Annotated in this window: 12 protein-coding genes; 10 read left to right on the top strand and 2 right to left on the bottom strand. The window is 71.5% G+C overall.

Annotated elements, in window-relative coordinates; translation table 11 throughout:
• Window positions 1-50: 50 nt before the first annotated feature.
• Together ACG2DA_RS01105 and ACG2DA_RS01100 are read right to left on the bottom strand one after the other, a co-directional pair.
• Window positions 51-1,514, bottom strand: a complete 1,464-nt coding sequence (locus ACG2DA_RS01105) for a DUF1501 domain-containing protein (RefSeq protein ID WP_395253611.1) — start codon at window positions 1,512-1,514, stop codon at window positions 51-53.
• Entirely contained in the window at window positions 1,511-3,967 is a 2,457-nt protein-coding gene (locus ACG2DA_RS01100) for a DUF1553 domain-containing protein (protein ID WP_395253610.1), read from the bottom strand. The genes ACG2DA_RS01105 and ACG2DA_RS01100 overlap by 4 nt, the downstream gene beginning before the upstream one ends.
• 1,060 nt (window positions 3,968-5,027) lie before the next feature.
• Between ACG2DA_RS01100 and ACG2DA_RS01095 the strand changes: the two genes are divergently transcribed.
• The 10 genes from ACG2DA_RS01095 to ACG2DA_RS01050 all read left to right on the top strand — a co-directional run.
• A complete protein-coding gene (locus ACG2DA_RS01095; protein WP_395253609.1) occupies window positions 5,028-6,536 on the top strand; it encodes a sulfatase in 1,509 nt (502 codons plus the stop codon).
• A gap of 43 nt (window positions 6,537-6,579) precedes the next feature.
• Window positions 6,580-8,085 carry a sulfatase gene (locus ACG2DA_RS01090; protein WP_395253608.1) on the top strand — a complete coding sequence of 502 codons (1,506 nt, stop codon included), beginning with the start codon at window positions 6,580-6,582 and terminating at the stop codon, window positions 8,083-8,085.
• A gap of 38 nt (window positions 8,086-8,123) precedes the next feature.
• Window positions 8,124-11,117, top strand: a complete 2,994-nt coding sequence (locus ACG2DA_RS01085) for an exo-alpha-sialidase (protein ID WP_395253607.1) — start codon at window positions 8,124-8,126, stop codon at window positions 11,115-11,117.
• Between the two features lie 23 nt (window positions 11,118-11,140).
• Complete coding sequence (locus ACG2DA_RS01080; protein ID WP_395253606.1) at window positions 11,141-12,283, top strand: substrate-binding domain-containing protein; 1,143 nt, start codon at window positions 11,141-11,143, stop codon at window positions 12,281-12,283.
• A gap of 160 nt (window positions 12,284-12,443) precedes the next feature.
• Window positions 12,444-14,045 (top strand): sodium:solute symporter, encoded by a 1,602-nt coding sequence (locus ACG2DA_RS01075; RefSeq protein ID WP_395253605.1) that lies wholly within the window; start codon window positions 12,444-12,446, stop codon window positions 14,043-14,045.
• Window positions 14,042-14,998, top strand: coding sequence for a dihydrodipicolinate synthase family protein (locus ACG2DA_RS01070; RefSeq protein WP_395253604.1), 957 nt, complete (start codon window positions 14,042-14,044; stop codon window positions 14,996-14,998). Before ACG2DA_RS01075 ends, ACG2DA_RS01070 begins: the two co-directional genes overlap by 4 nt.
• Window positions 14,995-16,599: a ribulokinase gene (locus ACG2DA_RS01065; RefSeq protein WP_395253603.1), complete on the top strand. Its 1,605-nt coding sequence runs from the start codon at window positions 14,995-14,997 to the stop codon at window positions 16,597-16,599. Before ACG2DA_RS01070 ends, ACG2DA_RS01065 begins: the two co-directional genes overlap by 4 nt.
• Before the next feature lie 45 nt (window positions 16,600-16,644).
• Window positions 16,645-18,243, top strand: a complete 1,599-nt coding sequence (locus ACG2DA_RS01060) for a fucose isomerase (RefSeq protein ID WP_395253602.1) — start codon at window positions 16,645-16,647, stop codon at window positions 18,241-18,243.
• A 109-nt stretch (window positions 18,244-18,352) separates the two neighbouring features.
• Window positions 18,353-18,733 (top strand): hypothetical protein, encoded by a 381-nt coding sequence (locus tag ACG2DA_RS01055; RefSeq protein WP_395253601.1) that lies wholly within the window; start codon window positions 18,353-18,355, stop codon window positions 18,731-18,733.
• A 216-nt stretch (window positions 18,734-18,949) separates the two neighbouring features.
• Window positions 18,950-19,257, top strand: a 308-nt coding sequence (locus ACG2DA_RS01050) for a heavy-metal-associated domain-containing protein (protein ID WP_395253600.1), incomplete at its 3' end; no start/stop codon positions are given.

Here is a 19,257-nt window from a genome sequence, read left to right as displayed (position 1 = left end):
CGGCGTCTCCGGTCGCCGCCCGGCGAGGACGGGTCGGTCGTCCCGGCCGGTCAGGCGAGGATGCCGTCGACCACCCGCGCCTCCTCCACGCCGGTCAGCTTGAAGTCCAGGCCCTGATGCCGGTAGGTGAACCGCGCGTGGTCGATGCCGCACAGGTGCAGCAGCGTCGCCTGCAGGTCGCGGACGTGGACCGGGTCCTCCGCGACGTGGAACGCGAACTCGTCGCTGCGGCCGTACACGCACCCCGGCTTCACGCCCCCCCCGGCCAGCCACATCGTGAACGCCCGCGGGTGGTGGTCCCGGCCGTGGGCGGTCTTGTTGGCGATGTCTCCTTGGACGAACGGGGTCCGCCCGAACTCCCCGCCCCAGATGACCAGCGTGTCCTCCAACAGCCCCCGGTTCTTCAGGTCCGTCACGAGGCCGGCGGAGGGCCGGTCGGTGTCCCGGCACTGGATGGGGAGCTGCGTCGGCAGGTTGCCGTGCTGGTCCCAGCCGGCGTGCATGAGCTGAATATAGCGCGTGCCCCGCTCCGCCAACCGGCGGGCCATCAGGCAGTTGTAGGCGTAGCTGCCCTTTCGGGAGACGTCCGGACCGTACAGGTCGAGCACGTGCTGCGGCTCGTCGGAAAAGTCCACCAGGTCCGGGACGCTGGCCTGCATCTTGAAGGCCATCTCGTACTGAGAGACGCGGGTGAGCGTCTCCGGATCGTGATAGCGGTCGTGGGCGAGGGCGTTCAATTCGCCCAGCCGGTCCAGCATCGCCCGCCGGTCCGACCGCGTCACGCCGGCCGGGTTGGAGAGATACAGGACCGGGTCCCCGGCCCCGCGGAACGGGACGCCCTGATACTTGCCCGGCAGGAACCCCGAGCCCCAGTAGTAGTCGTAGAACAGCTGGCCGCAGGTGTTCTCGCGGTCCTTGGACGTCATCACGACGAACGCCGGCAGGTCCTCGGCGGCGCTCCCGAGGCCGTAGGTCAGCCAGGCCCCGATGCTCGGGCGGCCCGGCAGGTTGTGGCCGGTCAGCACGTGCGCTACCGCCGGCGCGTGGTTGATCTGCTCCCCGTGCAGACTGCGGACGAAGCACAGGTCGTCGGCGATCGCCGCGGTGTGCGGCAACAGGTCCGACACCCACATCCCGCTCTCGCCCCGGCGGCTCCCGCCCCAGGCGGCCGGCAGGCACGGCTTGCTCTTTTGGCCGGCCGTCATCGTCGTCTGGCGGAGGCCGCCGAGCACGCTCTCGGGCATCTCCTCGCCCCGCCTCTTGCGGAGCGTCGGCTTGTCGTCGAACAGGTCGACGTGGCTCGGCCCGCCGGATTGGAGCAGGTAGATCACCCGCTTCGCCGACGGGGCGAAGTGCGGAAGCGACCCGGCCCCGGTCTCGGCGGCCCCGGCGGTCCCCGCGCCCAGCAGCGACGCGACCGCCGGCAGCCCCAGCGACAGCCCGGCGGAGGAGCCGAGGAAGCGGCGGCGGTTCAGGGCGAACGCGGCGTCTTCGGTGAGGGGCGGGAGCGTCACGGCTTCGAGATCGCCTCGTCGAGGTTCAGGATCATTAGGCACACCCGCGCCCACGCCGCCTCCGTCGCCGCGTCCCCCCCGGCGGCGGACGACTCGCCCACGGCCAGCAGGTCCGCCGCGGCCTCGGGGTCGGCGGCGTAGCGGGCCTTCGCCTCCGCCAGGGCGCCGGCCAGCACGTCCGAATCGCGGCCCCCGGCCCGGCGGCCGGTGGCGGCGAAGAAGGCTTCGCCGAGGGCGGCCCGGTCGTCCCCGTAGGTCCCCGCGTCGAGACCGGCGAGCAGCCGGCCGGCCCACCGGCGGGCGGCCTCCACGTAGGTCGGGTCGTTCAGCAGCGTGAGGGCGTGCAGGGGCGTGTTCGTCCGCTGCGGGGCGACCGCACACACCTGCCGGGCCGGCACGTCGAAGAAGCTCGTGGGCCCCGCCACCCGCCGCCAGAACGTGTACAGGCTCCGGCGGTACAGGTCGTCCCCGCGGCCGACCTCGTAGACGTTCTTCCCGAGGCTCATCTCCGACCACACCCCCGGCGGCTGGTACGGCTTGACCGGCGGCCCGCCGACCGCGGGGACCAGCAGCCCGGACAGCGCCAGCGCCTGGTCGCGGATCAGCCGCGAGTCCAGCCGGCCCCGCGGGCCCCGCGAGTACAGCTCCCCGGACGGGTCGGCGGCGACGCGGGCGGCGGCGACCTCGGACGTCTGTCGGTAGGTGCGGCTGAGCACGATCGACCTCAGCAGCGCCTTCACGTCCCACCCGCTCTCGACGAACTCGACGGCCAACCAGTCGAGCAGGTCCGGGTGGGTCGGCCAGGCCCCCTGCAGGCCGAAGTCGTCCGGGGTCTTGACCAGTCCGACGCCGAACAGCGTCTGCCAGTACCGGTTGACCGTCACCCGGGCGGTCAGCGGGTTCTCCCCGCCCACCAGCCAGCGGGCGAACGCCAGCCGGTCCGCCTTCACGCCGTCGGGCAGCGGCGGGAGGAACCCGGGGACGCCCGGCTCGACCTTCTCGCCGGGGGTCTGGTAGTTGCCCCGCTCGAGGATGAAGGTGTCCTTCGGGCGATCGTCCCGCATCACCATGACCAGCGGGACGTTCGCTTGGTAGGCGGACTCGTCGGCTTCGGCGGCGTCGATCGCCCGCCGCCGGTCGTGCAGTTCCGGCCGGGTCTTGAAGTACGCCCGGAGCAGGATGCCGGTCGTGTAGTTGTTCACGTTCTCCAGCGGGGCGGTCCCGACGTACCGGCGGACCTGCCCGTTCGGCAGCCGCTCCTCGGCGAGGGCCTGGTCCTCCCGCATCTCCGTCACCCACGCCTTGAACGCGGCGTGCCAGCCGTCGGGGCCGTCCTTGTCGGCGTTCAACGCCTGCCTCGCGGCGGTCACGCGGGCGTGCAGCCGTTTCAGCTCGGCGGCCTGCTCGTCCGTCGCGAGGGAGATGTACGGGCCCGCGATGCCGTACTTTTCGGGCCGGGCGCCGTCGGACGGGCGGCCCTGCCAGCGCTTGTTCACCCCGCCCGGCTCGCCGACCTGGTTGAACAGGGCGATCAGGGCGTAGTAGTCCGCCTGCCGGACCGGATCGAACTTGTGATCGTGACACTGGGCGCACCCCACGGTGAGCCCGAGGAACGCCGTGCCGGTCGTCTCCACCCGGTCGAACGCGTACTTGGCGAGGTTCTCCTCGGGGATCGCCCCGCCCTCGCCGTTGATCATGTGGTTCCGGTTGAAGGCCGTCGCCACCAGCCGGTCGGTCGTCGGGCCGGCCCCGTCCGGGCCGGGCAGCAGGTCGCCGGCCAGCTGTTCGACGTGAATTCGTCGAACGGCTTGTTCGCGTTGAACGCGTCGACGACCCAGTCCCGCCACGGCCAATTGGTGCGGACAAGGTCTTGCTGGTAGCCGTTCGTATCGGCGTAGCGGGCGACGTCCAGCCACTCCAGCGCCATCCGCTCCCCGTAATGCGGGGAGGCCAGCAGGCGGTCCACCGCCTCGACGTAGGCGGCCTCGCCGCGTTCCGCGTAGTCCCGCTCGAAGGCCCGCATCTCGTCGGCGGTCGGCGGCAGGCCGGTCAGGTCGAGCGAGACCCGGCGGAGCAGTTGGGCCGGCGGGGCCTCCGGGGCGAACGTCAACCCGCGTTCGTCCAACCGGCGGCCGACGAACCCGTCCACCGCGTTGCCGCCGTAGCCCGCCGGGACGCTCGGCCGCTGCGGGGCGACGAACGCCCAGTGCGGTTCGTACTCCGCCCCCTGTTCGATCCACCGCCGCAGCAGTGCGGCCTCCTCGGCGGTGACCGGCGGCTTGTGGGCGTCCGGCGGGGGCATGACTTCCCGCTCGTCGTCGCTGACGACCCGCCGCAGCACCTCCGAGAACTCCGGGGCCCCCGGGGAGAGGGCGTACTCCGCCTCCTCGAACAGGTCCAGCCGCAGGTCGGCCTCGCGGTGGTCCGGGTCGAACCCATGGCAGTAAAAGCACCGGTCCGAAAGGATCGGCCGGACGTCCCGGTTGAAGGACACCCGGCCGTCCGCCGGACCGCCGGCCGGCGCCGCCCCGTCGGCCGGCCCGGCGGCGGCCAACGCCGCCCACAGCCCGCAAGCCGCCGCGGCGAGGGCGGGCGCCGGGGGTCGGGTCGGCCGCGGGTTCGTCATGCGGCTAAGATAAGCCGCCGGGGACACGCGACAACCGCCGTTGATCCGTCGGCGGGGGATCCGCCCCGCCCGCCCCCCGGACGCAGGGTTCGCCGGCCCGCCCCCCGCGTCGCGATTCTGTACCCGCCCGGGGGACCATTTGCTCTAGATTTGGTCGCCGTTCTGCATTCTCTCGGCGACTGGCTGTTCTGGGGCGACTTGGTTCATGGCGTTTCGGCAGGCACGATCGCAGACGTTGACATCAGGCGAAACCTCGCCCCGCCGTCCCAGGTCCTCGTCACGATCCAATCACCAATCCGCAGACGAGCGACCACTCCCGAGGACCGTCGCTGCGGCCTGGCGACGACATATGGCCGACCGGATTCGGCACCGGGTCGAGCGAGTACCCAGTCGAGCGGGGTGACGCCAAGGGTCCACTGGTTCGTCGAGCTCCGGCCCCGTCCGGCCTTCGAAGCCGTCCGCACCGACCGCGATCGCCTCCTCGGGCTTCGACCGGTTTGGGCTCCTGCACGCCGTCGTGCCGCAGTGGGACGACGCCGTTGGTGGCCCTCCCGGATGCGCCGCGGCGTTCAGTACTGCCGGCGGGAGACCCACCCGGACGAGCGGCCCCCGCCGTGGGTGGTACAGCGGGTGGCACAAGTTTGTCCGACCTGAGGAATATCCTTTATTTGCAGCACTTGGGGCTATTCTCTCGGATTCCCCCCGCCTCCACTGACCCGCCCCGGTCCGCCGGGGCGGGTTTTTTCGTGTCGTCGTCGGATCAGCAGAGCCACAAGCGTTCCGGTCGGCGCCCTCGCTTGCGAGGGGGCGACGGCGGCGTTTGTGCGGTCGAGGGACGACGGCTAGGCTCGCCGGACATCCATCAAAGTTGATTGAGGGCGAACTCGGTGAGCGTGGCGAACGGCGACCGGGACGGACCGGCGGGGCAGACGCGGGATCTCGGAGCCGTCGGAGCGCTCGTTGCGGCGTTGCTGGCGGGGGCGGCGGCGGACGGCGCGGCCGCGGACCGGCCGAACGTGCTGTTCATCGCCGTGGACGACATGCGGGTCGAACTCGGCTGCTACGGCTCGCCGGTCGTGCAGTCACCGAACTTGGACGCGTTGGCCGAACGCAGCCTGCTGTTCGAGCGGGCCTACTGTCAGCAGGCCCTCTGCAACCCGTCGCGGGCTTCGCTGCTGACGGGGATGCGGATCGACTCGCTGGGCTTCACCGACCTGCCGACGCACTTCCGCCAGCGGCGCCCGGACGTCGTCACGCTGCCCCAGTTGTTCAAGCACCACGGGTACGCGGCTCACGGGATCGGCAAGATCTTTCATAACTTCCGGCAGGACGATTGGGAGGGGGACGCGGTCTCCTGGAGTCGGCCGCAGGTCCTGCACTACGGCAGCCACGGGAACGACCGGGCTCAGGTGGACGGTCCGGTCCCCGCCGACAGTCTCGCGATCCCGCGGGCCGAGCGGCGGGAGGTCCCGGACGACGCCTACTGGGACGGGCAGATCGCCGACCTGGCCGTCGAACGCCTGAACGAGCTGAAGGACGAGCCCTTCTTCCTGGCGGTCGGCTTCTGGAAGCCGCACCTGCCCTTCAACGCCCCGGCGAAGTACTGGGACCGGTACGACCCCGCGGCGATCGACCTGCCGGCGAACCCGGCGCCGCCCGCGGGCGTCCCGCCGCTCGCCCTGCACGACAGCCGCGAACTGCTGCGGGACTTCCCGGACGGCCTCACCGACGACGAGGTGCGGACGCTCCGCCACGGCTATTACGCGGCGATCTCGTACGTGGACGCCCAGATCGGCAAGGTGCTGGACGAACTGGACCGGCTCGGGCTGCGGGAGGAGACGATCGTCGTGTTCTGGTCGGACCACGGCTTCCACACCGGCGAGCACGCGCTCTGGTGCAAGACCTCGAACTTCGAGCTGGACGCCCGTGTGCCGTTGATGATCTCCGTGCCGGGGTCCGAGTCCGCCGGGCAGCGGACCGGGGCGTTGGTCGAACTGCTCGACCTCTACCCGACGCTCGCCGACCTGGCCGGTCTGGAGCCGCCGTCGACCGTTGAGGGCGTCAGCCTGCGGCCGTTGCTCGGAGATCCCGGGGCGACGGTGCACGACGTCGCGTTCACGCAGAACCCGCGGCCAACCTACCGCTCCGGGACCACGCCGCCGGAGGCGATGGGGTACTCGGTCCGCAGCGAGGACTTCCGCTACACGGAGTGGCGGGACTTCGACTCCGGCGAAACCCTCGCGGCGGAGTTGTACGACCACCGCCGCGACCCGCTCGAGACGACCAACCGCGTCGACGACCCGGCGCTGGCGGCGACCGTCGCCCGTCTCCGCGGCCGGCTGGGGGAATTTGCGGACCTGGAGCCTCACCGGACGGCCTACTCCACCGCGGACTGAACGTCGCTGCTCGCTCACCGGTTCTTTGAAGAGTCGCTCCCCCGTGCTTCGCCTCGCCATCCTGACGGCCGTCGCTTTCGCCGCGGCGGGTCCGCCGGCCGCGGCGGAGCGGCCGAACGTCCTGCTGATCGTGACCGACGATCAGGCCCCTTGGGCGGTCGGCCACGCGGTGACGAACGGCCAGTACCGCGACGTGCCCGCGGCCCGCACGCCGCATATGGATCGCCTGGCCCGGGAAGGCGCCGTCTTCCGCAACTTTTTCTGCAAGACCCCCGTGTGCAGCCCGGCTCGGGCCTCGCTGATGACCTGGCGGTACGCCTCGGAGTTCGGGATCCACGACTTCATCCCGGCCCCGGACCACAAACTGTTCGACCCGGACGAGGAGGCCGCTCTGCCCCCGGACGCCAGCACGACCTTCGCGGAGCTGTTTCAGGCGCACGGCTACCGGACGGCGCTGGTCGGCAAGTGGCACCTCGGCGACTGGACGCGGCCCGGCAAGGAGGGCCGCCACCCGACGCGGCACGGATTCGACGAATTTACGGGGCTGACCGGCGGCGGCGAATCGCCCGTGGATCCGCGGCTGGAGAAGGACGGGCAGGTTCGCCGGTTCGAGGGGCTGACCGCGGACCTCCTGACCGACGAAGCGATCGACTTTCTAGAGCGGGCGTCGACCAAGGAGGCGCCGTTCCTGCTCTGCCTGCACACGCGGGCTCCGCACGCCCGTTGGCTGCCGGTGGCGCCGGAGGACTGGGCGCCCTACGCCGACGCGTCGATCCCGCTGCCGCAATTCGCGGATCTGGACGAGGCGAAGATGGACCGCTTCCTGCGAGAGTATCTGGCGAGCGTCAGCGGCGTCGACCGCAACCTCGGGCGGCTGCTGGACGCCCTCGACGAACTCGCCCTCAGCGACGACACGGTCGTGATCTCCACCTCGGACCACGGCTACAACATGGGCCACAACGGCATCTGGCATAAGGGAAACGGCCTCTGGGCGACCCGCACCCAGCCGCCGGGGCCGACGCACCGGGGGACGCGGGTGATCTCCGACAAGTACCGGCCGAACCTCTACGACCTGTCGCTCAAGGTCCCGGCGATCGTCCGCTGGCCGGGCCGGGTCGAACCGGGCACGGTGATCGAGCGGACCGCCAGCGGCCTCGACCTGTTCCCCACCCTGCTGGCGATCGCCGGGATCGAACCGCCGGCGGACCTGCCGCTGCGGGGCCGCGACCTTGGGCCGCTGCTCCGGGGGGAAGCGCCGGAGGACTGGGACGACGACTTCTTCGGCGAGTACAGCATGCGGCATTACGCCGTGGCGACGATGCGGTGCTACCGCACGCCCCGGTACAAATTGATCCGGGACTTTCACAACGCCGGCCGCGACGAGTTCTACGACCTGAAACGCGACCCCGGCGAGACCCGGAACCTGATCGACTCCCCGCACCCGGCGGTCTGTGAGGCGATCGCCCGGCTGCACCGCAAACTGTTCGCCTCATTGGAGGCGATCGACGACCCGCTGCGGGACTCCGCCCCGCCCCCACCGGCCGAATAACCGCCGCCCCGCCTTCACGCCAAGCTCCATAGACCTGCATGACCAGAACGGCCGTCCTCCTCCTGCTCGCCGGCTGCTGCGCGACGTCCGGCCGGGCCGACGACCCGCCGTGGAAGCTGCGGGCGCTGGAGTACAACAACCCCGGGCTGGAGGTGGACCTCGGCGTCGGGCTGTGGGCCTGGCCGCTGCCGATGGATTTCGACGGCGACGGGGATATGGACCTCGTCGTCTCCGGCCCCGACAAGCCGACCAACGGACTCTACTACTTCGAGAATCCGACGCAGGACCCCTCCGTTAAATTGCCCGTCTTCAAGCCGGCCGTCCGGTTGGGAGGAACCGGGCACAACGTGCAGGTGAGTTACGTCGACGGGGAGCCGCGGGTGCTCCGGGAGAACTTCGAATACCCGGACTTCAAGACGAAGGGCGTCGCGGACGGCGGCCGCAGGATCTACGACCGCGCCCGCTTTCATCCCGGCAACACCCGCGCCCGCATGTGGCGGTACGTGGACTGGGAGGGCGACGGCGATCAGGATCTCGTCGTCGGCGTCGGCGACTGGGACGACTACGTCTGGGATCAGGCCTACGACGCCCAGGGCCGCTGGCGGAACGGCCCGCTGCACGGGTGGGTCTACCTGATCGAAAACGTGGACGGAACCTATTCGGACACGCCGCGGAAGATCGAGGCGGCCGGCTCTCCGATCGACGTCTACGGCTGGCCCAGCCCGAACTTCGGCGACTTCGACGGCGACGGCGATCTCGACCTGATCTGCGGCGAGTTCCTCGACGGCTTCACCTGGTTCGAGAACGTCGGCACCCGGGCGGAGCCGGGATACGCCACCGGCTTCAAGCTGGAGGGGGCGGACGGCCGGCCGCTGGTCATGCATCTGCAAATGATCACGCCGACCGCCTGCGACTGGGACGGCGACGGCGACCTCGACCTGATCGTCGGCGACGAAGACGGCCGCGTGGCTCTGGTCGAAAACGTCACCCCCGACGGCGCCGCGACGCCCGTCTTCGACCAGCCCGTCTACTTCCAGCAGCAGGCCGACACGCTCAAGTTCGGGGCCCTCGTCACTCCCTACGCCCACGACTGGGACGGCGACGGCGACGAGGACCTCGTCTGCGGCAACACCGCCGGCAACATCGGCGTCTTCACGAACCTGGACGGGGCCGGTACGAAGTGGAGCGGGCCGGAACTGGTCGAGGTCGACGGCGAGCCGTTCCGCGTGATAGCCGGGCCGAACGGCTCCATTCAGGGGCCGGCGGAGGCGAAGTGGGGCTACACCACGCTCTCCGTCGCCGACTGGGACGGCGACGGCGGCGACGACCTGATCGTCAACTCCATCTGGCCGAAGCTCACCCTGCTGCGGCGGACCGACGACGGCTTTGAAGCGGGGCCGCTGAACCTCTGGACGAAGGAGGCGCCGCCGGAGTTCTACTGGTGGAAAAGGAAGGCCGCGAACCTGCAAACCCAGTGGCGGACGACCCCGGTGGCCGTCGACTGGGACGGGGACGGCGGGCTCGACCTGGTGCTGCTCGATCAGGAGGGCTACCTCACCTGCCATCGCCGCGGCGTGGAGGAGACGCGGATCTTCGTCGACGAGGACAATCAGCCGCTCCGCCTGAACGCCCAGACCTCCGGCCGCAGCGGGCGGGTCAAGCTGGACGTGGTCGACTGGGACGGCGACGGCCGGCTCGACCTGCTGGTTAACTCGGAGAACGCCACCTGGTACCGCAACTGCGAGGACCGCGGCGGGAAGGTCGTGCTCAAGAAGATCGGCAACCTCGCCGACCGGAACGTCGCCGGGCACACCTCCAGCCCGACGGCCTGCGACTTCGACCGGGACGGCCTGCCGGACCTGGTCGTGGGGGCTGAGAACGGCCGCCTCTACTTCATCAATCATAAGGACTGCGTGAGCTACCCCGCCGAGACGCTGCAGGCCCGCGCCTCGCGCGAGAAGCAGCCGCCCCGCTTCCCGGGGCTGATCGCCGAGGAGTTCCTGTTCGAGACGGCCCCCTTCAAGGAGTGCCACGCCTCCACGATTTCGGAGACGCCCCGCGGGCTGGTCGCCGCCTGGTTCGGCGGGACGCGGGAGAAGAACCCGGACGTCGGCATCTGGACGAGCTACCACGACGGCGGCGGCTGGTCCTCCCCGAAGCAGCAGGCCGACGGCGTGCAGCACGCTGATCTCCGCTACCCGACCTGGAACCCGGTGCTGTTCCAGCCGCCGGGGGACAGTCCGCTGATGCTGTTTTTCAAGGTCGGCCCGAACCCGCAGGAGTGGTGGGGCGAGGTGATGGTGAGCTACGACGCCGGGCGGTCATTCCGCGACCGCCGCCGGCTGCCGACGGGCATCGACGGCCCGGTCCGCGGCAAACCGCTCCTATTGGAGGACGGGGCGCTGCTCTGCCCCTCCTCGACGGAGCACGGCGACGATTGGCGGTTCCACATGGAGCGTCTGACCGATCTCGACCGGCCGGAACTCGGCTCCTCCTGGGAGCGGTTCGAACCGGAGACCCAGCCTTTCCAGGTGATCCAGCCGACGTTGCTGACCCACGACGACGGCGCTTTGCAGGCCCTGTTCCGCTCGAAGCACGACCGCATCATGCAGGCGACCTCCCGCGACGGCGGCCGGACCTGGACGGAGCTGGAGCCGACTTCCCTGCCGAACAACAACTCCGGCGTCGAAGCCCTCACCCTCGCCGACGGCCGGCATCTGCTGCTCTACAACCACATCGGCGGCGACCGCAAGGACGGCTGGGGGAAGCGGAACGAGCTGCACCTCGCCGTCAGCGACGACGGCCGCGAGTGGCGGGCCGTCGCCGCGGTGGAGAGCGAGGACGCCGGCGAGTTCTCCTACCCGGCGATGATTCAGACCCGCGACGGCCGGGTGCACCTCACCTACACCTGGAACCGCCGCCGGGTGAAGCATGTGACCCTCGACCCGGACGAACTGATCGCGGGCGCCGTGCTCGGCGCCGCCCCCTGGCCCGAAGCCGCGGCCGCCGACGCGGGTGCGGATCGGCCGTGAGGCCGCGGGGGGCGGACGTGCGGGTGGCGCTGCTCGTCCCGCAGGAGTTGGGCTACGGTCGGGGCGTGTGCGCCGGGGTGCAGGAGGTCGCCGAGGCGGAGGGCTGGTCGTTGCGGCAGGCTCCGGCGGACGCGGCCGTGCTGCCGATGATGCGACGCTGGTGCCCGCACGGAGTGGTGGCGCACCTCACGGACGCCTCCGTCGCCGCCGCCCTGCGGCGGGGCGGCGTGCCGGCGGTGAACGTCACCTCGACGCTCCGCGGCTGGCGGGGGCCGCTCGTCGAGGCCGACCACGAGGCCGTCGGGCGCCTGGCCGCGGAGCACTTCCTCGACCGCGGCTTCCGCCACTTCGGCTACCTCGGCAGCGCCTGGGCGGGCTTCTCGCTGAGCCGCGAGGAGGCCTTCCGCCGGCGGTTGGGGGCGGCGGGGTTCGACGTCTCCGCCTGTCACCTCGACTACCTGCCCCAACCCCCGGCGGACCGGCCGTGGGACGTGGTCGAACGGGATTTGCGGGCCTGGCTGACCGCGCTGCCGCGGCCGGCCGCGGTGTTCGCCTCTAACGACCGCCCGGCCCGGGAGGCGGTCGAGGCCTGCCGGTCGCTGGGCTTCGCCGTGCCGGAGGAGATCGCCGTGCTCGGGGTGGACGACGACGAGTTCGAATGCCGGATGTGCCGGCCGGCGCTGTCCAGCGTGGCGAACCCGTCGGTCGAGGTTGGCCGTCGGGCCGCCGCGATGCTGGCGACGCTGATTGCCGGGGGAACCCCGCCGGACCGGGCTGTCGCGGTGCCGCCGCCGCGGGTCGTGACCCGCGGTTCCAGCGACGCGACCGCCGTCCGCAGCCCGGGCGTGCGGGCGGCGGTGAGGCTGATCCGGGAGGAGGCCTGCCGGGGCCTGAACGCCGCGGAGGTGCACCGGCGGGTCGCGGCGCCGGCGGGGCGCTCCCGGCGGCAACTCGAACGGGAGTTCCGGGCGGAGCTGGGCCGGACCGTACTCGCCGAGATCCTGCGGGTGCGGGTGGAGCGGGCCCGGTCCCTGCTGGCGGAAACCGACCTGGACGTCGCCGCGGTCGCCGCCCACAGCGGCTTCGCCGACGCCCGCCGGCTGGCCAAGGTGTTCCGCGATCGCTCCGGCCAGAGCCCGACCGCCTTCCGGGCCGCCTGCCGCTGAGCGGCCGCGGTCCCGCCGCAATCCGCCCTGTCGCAAACCGACACGCCGCCGACGCGTTCACGACCGCCGCCGGTGGGGGGATTCGGTATCTTCGATCCGTGCTCGCCCGCCCCCCGCTCCGCCGATTATCGCGTGACGCCGTTTTCGCCGGGGGACTGGGATGAGCGGGACGTTCTCGGCGTTCGACTGGGCTGTACTGGTCCTCTACTTCACGGCCACGATGGCGTTGGGCTTCGCCTTCGCCCGGCGGGGCGGGGCGTCGGAGGGGTTCACCACCGGCAACCGGTCGCTGCCGGGCTGGGTGTGCGGGCTGTCGATCTTCGCCACCTACCTCAGCAGCATCAGTTACCTGGCGCTGCCGGGCAAAAGCTTTGCGGACGACTGGAACCCGTTCGTCTTCAGTCTGGCGATCCCGCTGGCGACGCTGATCGCGGTGACCTGGTTCGTGCCGTACTACCGGGCCAGCACGGAGGTCTCCGCCTACGCGGCGCTGGAACGACGATTCGGGCTGTGGGCCCGCATTTACGTGAGCGTCTTCTACCTGCTCACGCAGATCGCCCGGATGGGGGTCGTGATGTATCTCATGGCCCTGCCCATGCAGATGTTGCTGGGCTGGGACATGGCGACGCTGATCCTCGTCACGGGGGTCTCGGTGACGATCTACTCCTTCGTCGGCGGCATCGCGGCGGTGATCTGGGCGGACGCGATCCAGGCGATCGTGCTCTCCGTGGGGGCCGTCGCCTGTTTGGGGACGATGCTGTGGCTGATCCCCGGCGGGGTCGGCACGGTCGTGGAGGCGGCGGCGGCGGAGGAGAAGTTCTCGCTCGGCTCCTGGTCGCTGACGGACTGGGGGGCGCCGACGGTCTGGGTGATCCTGCTGTACGGGCTGGTCATCAACCTGCAGAACTTCGGCGTCGATCAGAGCTACGTGCAGCGGTACATCGCCGCCGACTCGGACGCCGCCGCAAAAAAGAGCCTCTGGCTCGGCGGGCTGCTGTACGTGCCGATGAGCGCCCTGTTCTTTTTCATCGGGACGACGCTGTTCGCCTTCTACCAGTCCCGGCCGGAGACGCTGACGGAGGTGCGGGCGGTCGTCGCGGAGCAGCGGAACGCGGTCCTCCCCCCCGGGTCCGAACCGGTCGTCGCCGCGGAGCTGACGGCCACGGACGTCGGCGACCGCGTGTTCCCCTATTTCATCGTCACCCAAATGCCCGCCGGCCTGCGGGGGCTGCTGGTGGCCGCGGTCTTCGCCGCGGCGATGAGCACCGTCTCGACCAGCCTGAACTCCTCCGCGACGCTGATCCTCGAGGACTACTACAAACGCTTCTTCAATCCGGCCGCCGACGATCAGGCCGCCGTCCGGGCGCTGCGGACGGCCACGGTCGTCTGGGGGGCGCTGGGCACCGGCATGGCCCTGCTGCTGATCCGCCTCACCGACAGCGCCCTCGACGTCTGGTGGATGCTGGCGAGCGTGTTCAGCGGCGGGATCGTCGGCCTGTTCCTGCTGGGCATGGCGAGCCGCACGAACTCCGCCGGTGCCGCGGTCGCGGTGTTGTGCGGGCTGCCGGTCGTCGCCTGGATGGCGCTCTCGCCGACCCCGCTGTGGCCGGCGGCCCTGGACGACTTCCGCAGCACGCTGCACCCGAACCTGACGGCGGTGATCGGCACGGTCGTGATCCTCGCGGTGGGCTTCCTCGCGGGGGTCCCGCCGTTCGGCCGCCGCTGCTCGCCGCCCGTCCCCGCTGCCGAGACGCCCGCATGAGCTTCCCCCGTCTTCAGGGCCTCGTCCCGCCGCTGGTCACGCCGCTGCGGTCCTCCGAGCCGCGGACCTCCGTCGCGGCCGGCCCGGACGAACTGGACCGCGACGGTCTGGACCGGCTGATCGCCCACGTCGTCGCCGGCGGGGTGCACGGGGTGTTCGCCCTCGGCAGCAGCGGCGAGGGGCCGTCGCTGAGCCACCGGCTGCAACGGGAGGTCGTGACCGCGACCTGCGACGCCGTCGCCGCCGGCGAGCGCCGCGTGCCCGTGCTGATCGGCGTGACGGACACCTCCGCGGAGGAGACCGTCGCCCTCGCCCGCCACGCCGCCGACTGCGGGGCGGACGCGGTCGTCCTCGCCCCGCCGTATTACTTCCCGGCCGGTCAGACCGAACTGCGGCAGTACGTCGAACGGCTCGTCGCGGCGATCCCGCTGCCGGTGATGCTCTACAACATGCCCTCGCTGACGAAGGTCGTCTTCGAGACCGAGACGCTGGAGGCCCTCGCCGGGTTGGATTCCGTCGTCGGCGTGAAGGATTCCGGCGGGGACCTCGACTACTTCGCCCGGCTGATCGAGCTGAAGAACCGCGTCCGGCCGGACTGGAGCGTGCTGATCGGCCCGGAGAGCAAGCTGGTCGAGGCCCTCCGCCTCGGCAGCGACGGCGGGGTCTGCGGCGGGGCGAACGTCTTCCCGAAGCTGTTCGTCCGGCTTTACGAGGCCGCCGTCGCTGGGGATGAGGCAGCCGTCGCCCGCTTGCAGGAGCAGGTCGAACGGCTCGGGCGGATGTACGAGATCGGCAAGTACGCCTCCCGCCACATCAAGGCGATGAAGTCCGCGTTATCGCTGCGGGGAATCTGCGGCGACGCGTTGGCGGAGCCGTTCAACAAGTTCCTCCCGCCGGAGCGGGCGAAAGTCGCCGCGATTCTGGAGGGGCTCGATCGGGAGTGGGTCGAATGACCGCCGTCGCCCTCGGATTGGATTTCGGCACGGAGTCCGTGCGGGCCCTGCTGGCGGACGCCGACGGCCGGGAACGCGGCGTCGCGGTGGCGGCCTACGAACACGGGCAGATCCTCCATTCGCTGCCGGGCTCGGACCGCCCGCTGCCGCCGCGGTTCGCCCTGCAACGCCCCGGCGACTGGCTGGACGCCGCCGCGGTCGCGGTGCGGGCGGCGCTGGCCGACGCGGAGCTCGACCCGCGGGCGGTGGTCGGAATCGGCGTGGACTTCACCAGTTGCACGATGCTGCCGACGAACGCCGACGGCACGCCGCTGTGCGAACGGGACCGCTTCGCCGACCGGCCGCACGCCTGGCCGAAGCTGTGGAAGCACCACGGCGCCGTCGAGCAGACCGCACGCATGAACCGCGTCGCCGTGGAGCGGGACGAACCGTTCCTGAAGCGGTACGGCGGGATCATCGGGCTGGAATGGCTCCAGCCGAAGATGTTGGAGGCGATCGAGGACGACCCGGAGGTCGCCGCCGCGGCGGAGGTCTGGTTGGAAGGCGGCGACTGGTTCGTCTGGCGGCTCGTCGGCGGCCCGGCCGAGGAGCTGCCGCGGTCCACCTGTCAGGCCGGCTACAAGGCGCTGTGGTCGGCGACGGACGGCTACCCGAGCGACGACTACTTCGCCGCCGTGCACCCCGGTCTTGCCGAGGCGGTGCGAACGAAACTGCCAGGCCGCAAACTCGCCCCGGGGCAGGTCGCCGGACGACTCACCGAGGAGCGGGCCGCGGCGTTGGGGCTGCCGGCGGGGATCGCGGTCTCGGCGGCGGTGATCGACGCCCACGCGGCCGTCCCCGGCGTCGGGGCGGCCGGGCCCGGGGCGCTGGTGATGGTGATGGGCACGAGCAGTTGCCACATGCTGAACGCGACGGAGGAACGCTTCGTTCCGGGACTGGCCGGCGTCGTGGAGGGGGGCATCCTGCCGGACCTGTTCGGCTACGAGACCGGGCAGGCGGCCGTCGGCGACGCCTTCGACTGGCTGCGGACGCTGCTCGGCCGGGACTCGTTCGACTCGATGTCCGCCGCGGCGGCCGCGCTGCCGCCGGGGGCCGAGGGGGTGCGGTGCCTGGACTGGCTGAACGGATGCCGCACGCCGCTCATGGACGGCTCCCTGCGGGGGGCGTTCTCCGGGCTCTCCTTGCACACGGGGCCGGGACACCTGTATCGGGCGCTGCTGGAGGGCTCCGCCTGCGGGCTGCGGTGGATCGTGGAGCTGCTCCGCGAGGGCGGCGTGCCGATCGACCGGCTGATCGCGACCGGCGGGCTGCCCCACCACAACCGCGACCTGGTGCAGATCTACGCCGACGTGCTGGGGGAGCCGATCGAAGCCCACCCCGCCCGGCAGGCCCCGGCGCTGGGGGCGGCGATCCTCGGGATGGTGGCGGCCGGCCGGTTCGACTCCGTCGCCGAGACGATCGAAGCGATGGCCGCCCCGGTGCCCGCCGACGCCCGCGTCGAACCGGACCCGGCCGCCGCGACGGCCTACGACGCCGTCTACCGCGACTACCGCCGCTTCGCCGAAACCTTCGGCCCGACCAGCGCCCGGAAGGCCTCGTGAGGCCCGCCGCCCGACTCCCGTCAACCCGCCAGAGCCGCCCTCGCCATGACCCGTCCCGTGCAACTCGTCGCCTCCGGCGATCTGCGAGAGTCCGCCAACCGCGTCTGCTGGCCGGCCCAGCGGGCGATGGAGGCGGCGCTGGGCACGGCCGTCGAGCGGTGCGGCGGTCAACTCCACCGCGGGCACGAAGTTTCTGAAGAGCGCGGGCACGGCTTCATCGCCTCCCAGAAAGAAGGGATGGAGGTCTTCCGCTCGCTCGACCCGGAGGCCCCGCTGATCGTGGCGGAGGCCGTCTGGCAATACTCGCACCACGTCCTCGCCGGTCTGACGACCCACCGCGGGCCGATCCTCACCGTCGCCAACTGGTCCGGGCAGTGGCCGGGGCTGGTGGGGTTGCTGAACCTCAACGGCTCCCTGGCGAAGGCCGGGGTCGGGTTCGATTCCCTCTGGAGCGAAACGTTCGAGGACGACTGGTTCGTCACCCGGCTCAAGGCGTGGCTGGAGGGCCGGCCGGTCGAGCACGACCTCTCCCACGTGCGGTCGTTCGATCCGGGCGAGGCGTCGGAGAGCGCCCGCGTGATCGGCGAACGGATCGCCGCGGATCTGCGGCGGGACAAGGCGATCCTCGGCGTCTTCGACGAGGGCTGCATGGGGATGTTCAACGCGATCGTCCCCGACCATCTGCTCATGCCCTGCGGCGTCTTCAAGGAACGACTCAGCCAGTCGGCGCTGTACCACGAGACGCGGCAGGTCCCGGACGACGAGGCCGACGCCGTGCGGGACTGGCTCGAAGACCGCGGCATGACGTTTCACACCGGCCCGAACCACGACGAGGACCTGACGGACGGTCAGATCCGCGATCAGTGCCGGATGTACGTCGCCGCGGTGCGGATCGCGGACGACTTCGGCTGCGACGCCGTCGGCATTCAGTACCAGCAGGGGCTCAAGGATTTGCTGCCCGCCAGCGATCTGGTCGAGGGCATGCTGAACAACGGCGACCGCCCGCCGGTCCGCAGCCGGGACGGAGCGCGGGTTCTGTACGAGGGCCGTCCGCTGACGCACTTCAACGAGGTGGACGAGTGCGCCGGCCTGGACGGCTTGCTGACCGAACGGGTGCACCGGGCGCTGGGTCAGCCGACGGAGAACACGTTGCACGACCTGCGGTGGTCGGACCGCGACGCCAGCGGGACGGTCGAGGAGGAGGTGTGGGTGTTGGAGATCAGCGGCGCCGCCCCGCCGGCCCACTTCGAAGGCGGCTGGGCGGGGGCGGAGGGCTTCCGTCAGCCGGCGATGTACTTCCCCTCCGGCGGCAGCACGGTGCGGGGCGTGTCGAAGCCGGGGCCGGTGGTCTGGTCGCGGATCTTCGTGGAGGACGACCGCCTGCACATGGATCTCGGCCGGGCCGACGCCGTTGCCCTGCCGCGAGAGGAGACGGAACGCCGCTGGGAGTCGACCACGCCGCAGTGGCCGATCATGCACGCGGTCTTCCGCGGCGTGAGCCGCGACCAGATGATGGCCCGCCACCGGTCGAACCACGTGCAGGTCGCCTACGCCGCGGACGAGGCCGCCGCGAACGAGGCGCTGCACGCCAAGGCCGCCGCCGCCGCGGCCCTCGGGATGACGGTCTCCCTCTGCGGGATCTGATCAAGCGCCGGGGCGGACTCCGCCGCCCGACCGGGCGGCGCTTCGCCCTTGCCGGGGCCGGCTGCGAAGACGTAACCTTTTGGTGCCGTTCCTCCCTTCGTCGGACTGCATGTTCCGGTCGTTCGTCGCCGCCGCCACGCTGCTCGCCCTGTTGGCGTGCCCGTTCCGCTGTGCGGCGGGCGCCTGCGGCGACGCGGAGGGCGAGGCGACGCATTGTCCGTGCTGCCCCACGCCCCCCGCCGACTGCGGCGACGACGCCCCGCAGCCCAGCGACGACTGCGGCTGCCAGGGCATCTGCGGCGGCGCCGTGTTGCCGGACGGGACGGATCTCGACGGCGCGTTGTACGCCGTCAGTTTGGAACCGGCCGTCGACGATAGGACGGCCGCCCCGGCTGCGGTCCCCGCTCCGGACCGTCTCGCGCCCGAGCGGCGACCGAGGCGGACGGCCGGCGCCGCGCTGCGGATTGCGCTGGCCTCGCTGCTGAACTAGCGCCCGGGGAGCGTTGCGATTCGCCCGTGTGAGGGCGTGATCCGCTCCCCTTCTCTTGCCTTGCCGGCTCTCCCCTGAGGCCGGCTCTCGCTTCGGTCGGCCCGCCGTCGGTCGCCGTCATCTCTGCGGGCTGTCGCCCGCATCGGGCTGACGACGCCGCGACCGCGCCGCGCTGACTGAGTTCTCCCCTGTTTCCTCCCGAAATGGAGTTCCTCGATGAAGTTCGCCCTCCAAGCGGCTTTGACCCTCTGCTGCGCCGCCCTGCTGGCCGCGGCCCCGACGACGGCGGCGGCCGACGCCCCCGCCAACGACGCCCCCTCCGCGGCGACGGTGATCACCGTCGGCGAGATGTGCGGCGGTTGCGTGAAGCGGATTGAAGGAAAGCTGAAGCCCGTGGACGCCATCGCCAAAGTCCAGTGCGACGTGGAGAAGAAGACCGTCACCGTGCTGCCCAAGTCCGGCGTGAAGCTCTCGCCCAAGTGGCTCTGGGAGGCGATGGAGTCGATCGGCAAGACGCCGAAGCG

Origin of the sequence: Alienimonas sp. DA493, from assembly GCF_043951915.1 — a bacterium.
Lineage (GTDB): Bacteria > Planctomycetota > Planctomycetia > Planctomycetales > Planctomycetaceae > Alienimonas.
This window is presented reverse-complemented; position numbering and strand designations above follow the sequence as displayed.

Bases quoted from the DNA above. Each gene is read 5' to 3' on its own strand.
- ACG2DA_RS01085 (WP_395253607.1), top strand. From the start codon at position 8,124: ATGACCAGAACGGCCGTCCTCCTCCTGCTCGCCGGCTGCTGCGCGACG.
- ACG2DA_RS01075 (WP_395253605.1), top strand. From the start codon at position 12,444: ATGAGCGGGACGTTCTCGGCGTTCGACTGGGCTGTACTGGTCCTCTAC.
- ACG2DA_RS01070 (WP_395253604.1), top strand. From the start codon at position 14,042: ATGAGCTTCCCCCGTCTTCAGGGCCTCGTCCCGCCGCTGGTCACGCCG.
- ACG2DA_RS01065 (WP_395253603.1), top strand. From the start codon at position 14,995: ATGACCGCCGTCGCCCTCGGATTGGATTTCGGCACGGAGTCCGTGCGG.
- ACG2DA_RS01060 (WP_395253602.1), top strand. From the start codon at position 16,645: ATGACCCGTCCCGTGCAACTCGTCGCCTCCGGCGATCTGCGAGAGTCC.
- ACG2DA_RS01055 (WP_395253601.1), top strand. From the start codon at position 18,353: ATGTTCCGGTCGTTCGTCGCCGCCGCCACGCTGCTCGCCCTGTTGGCG.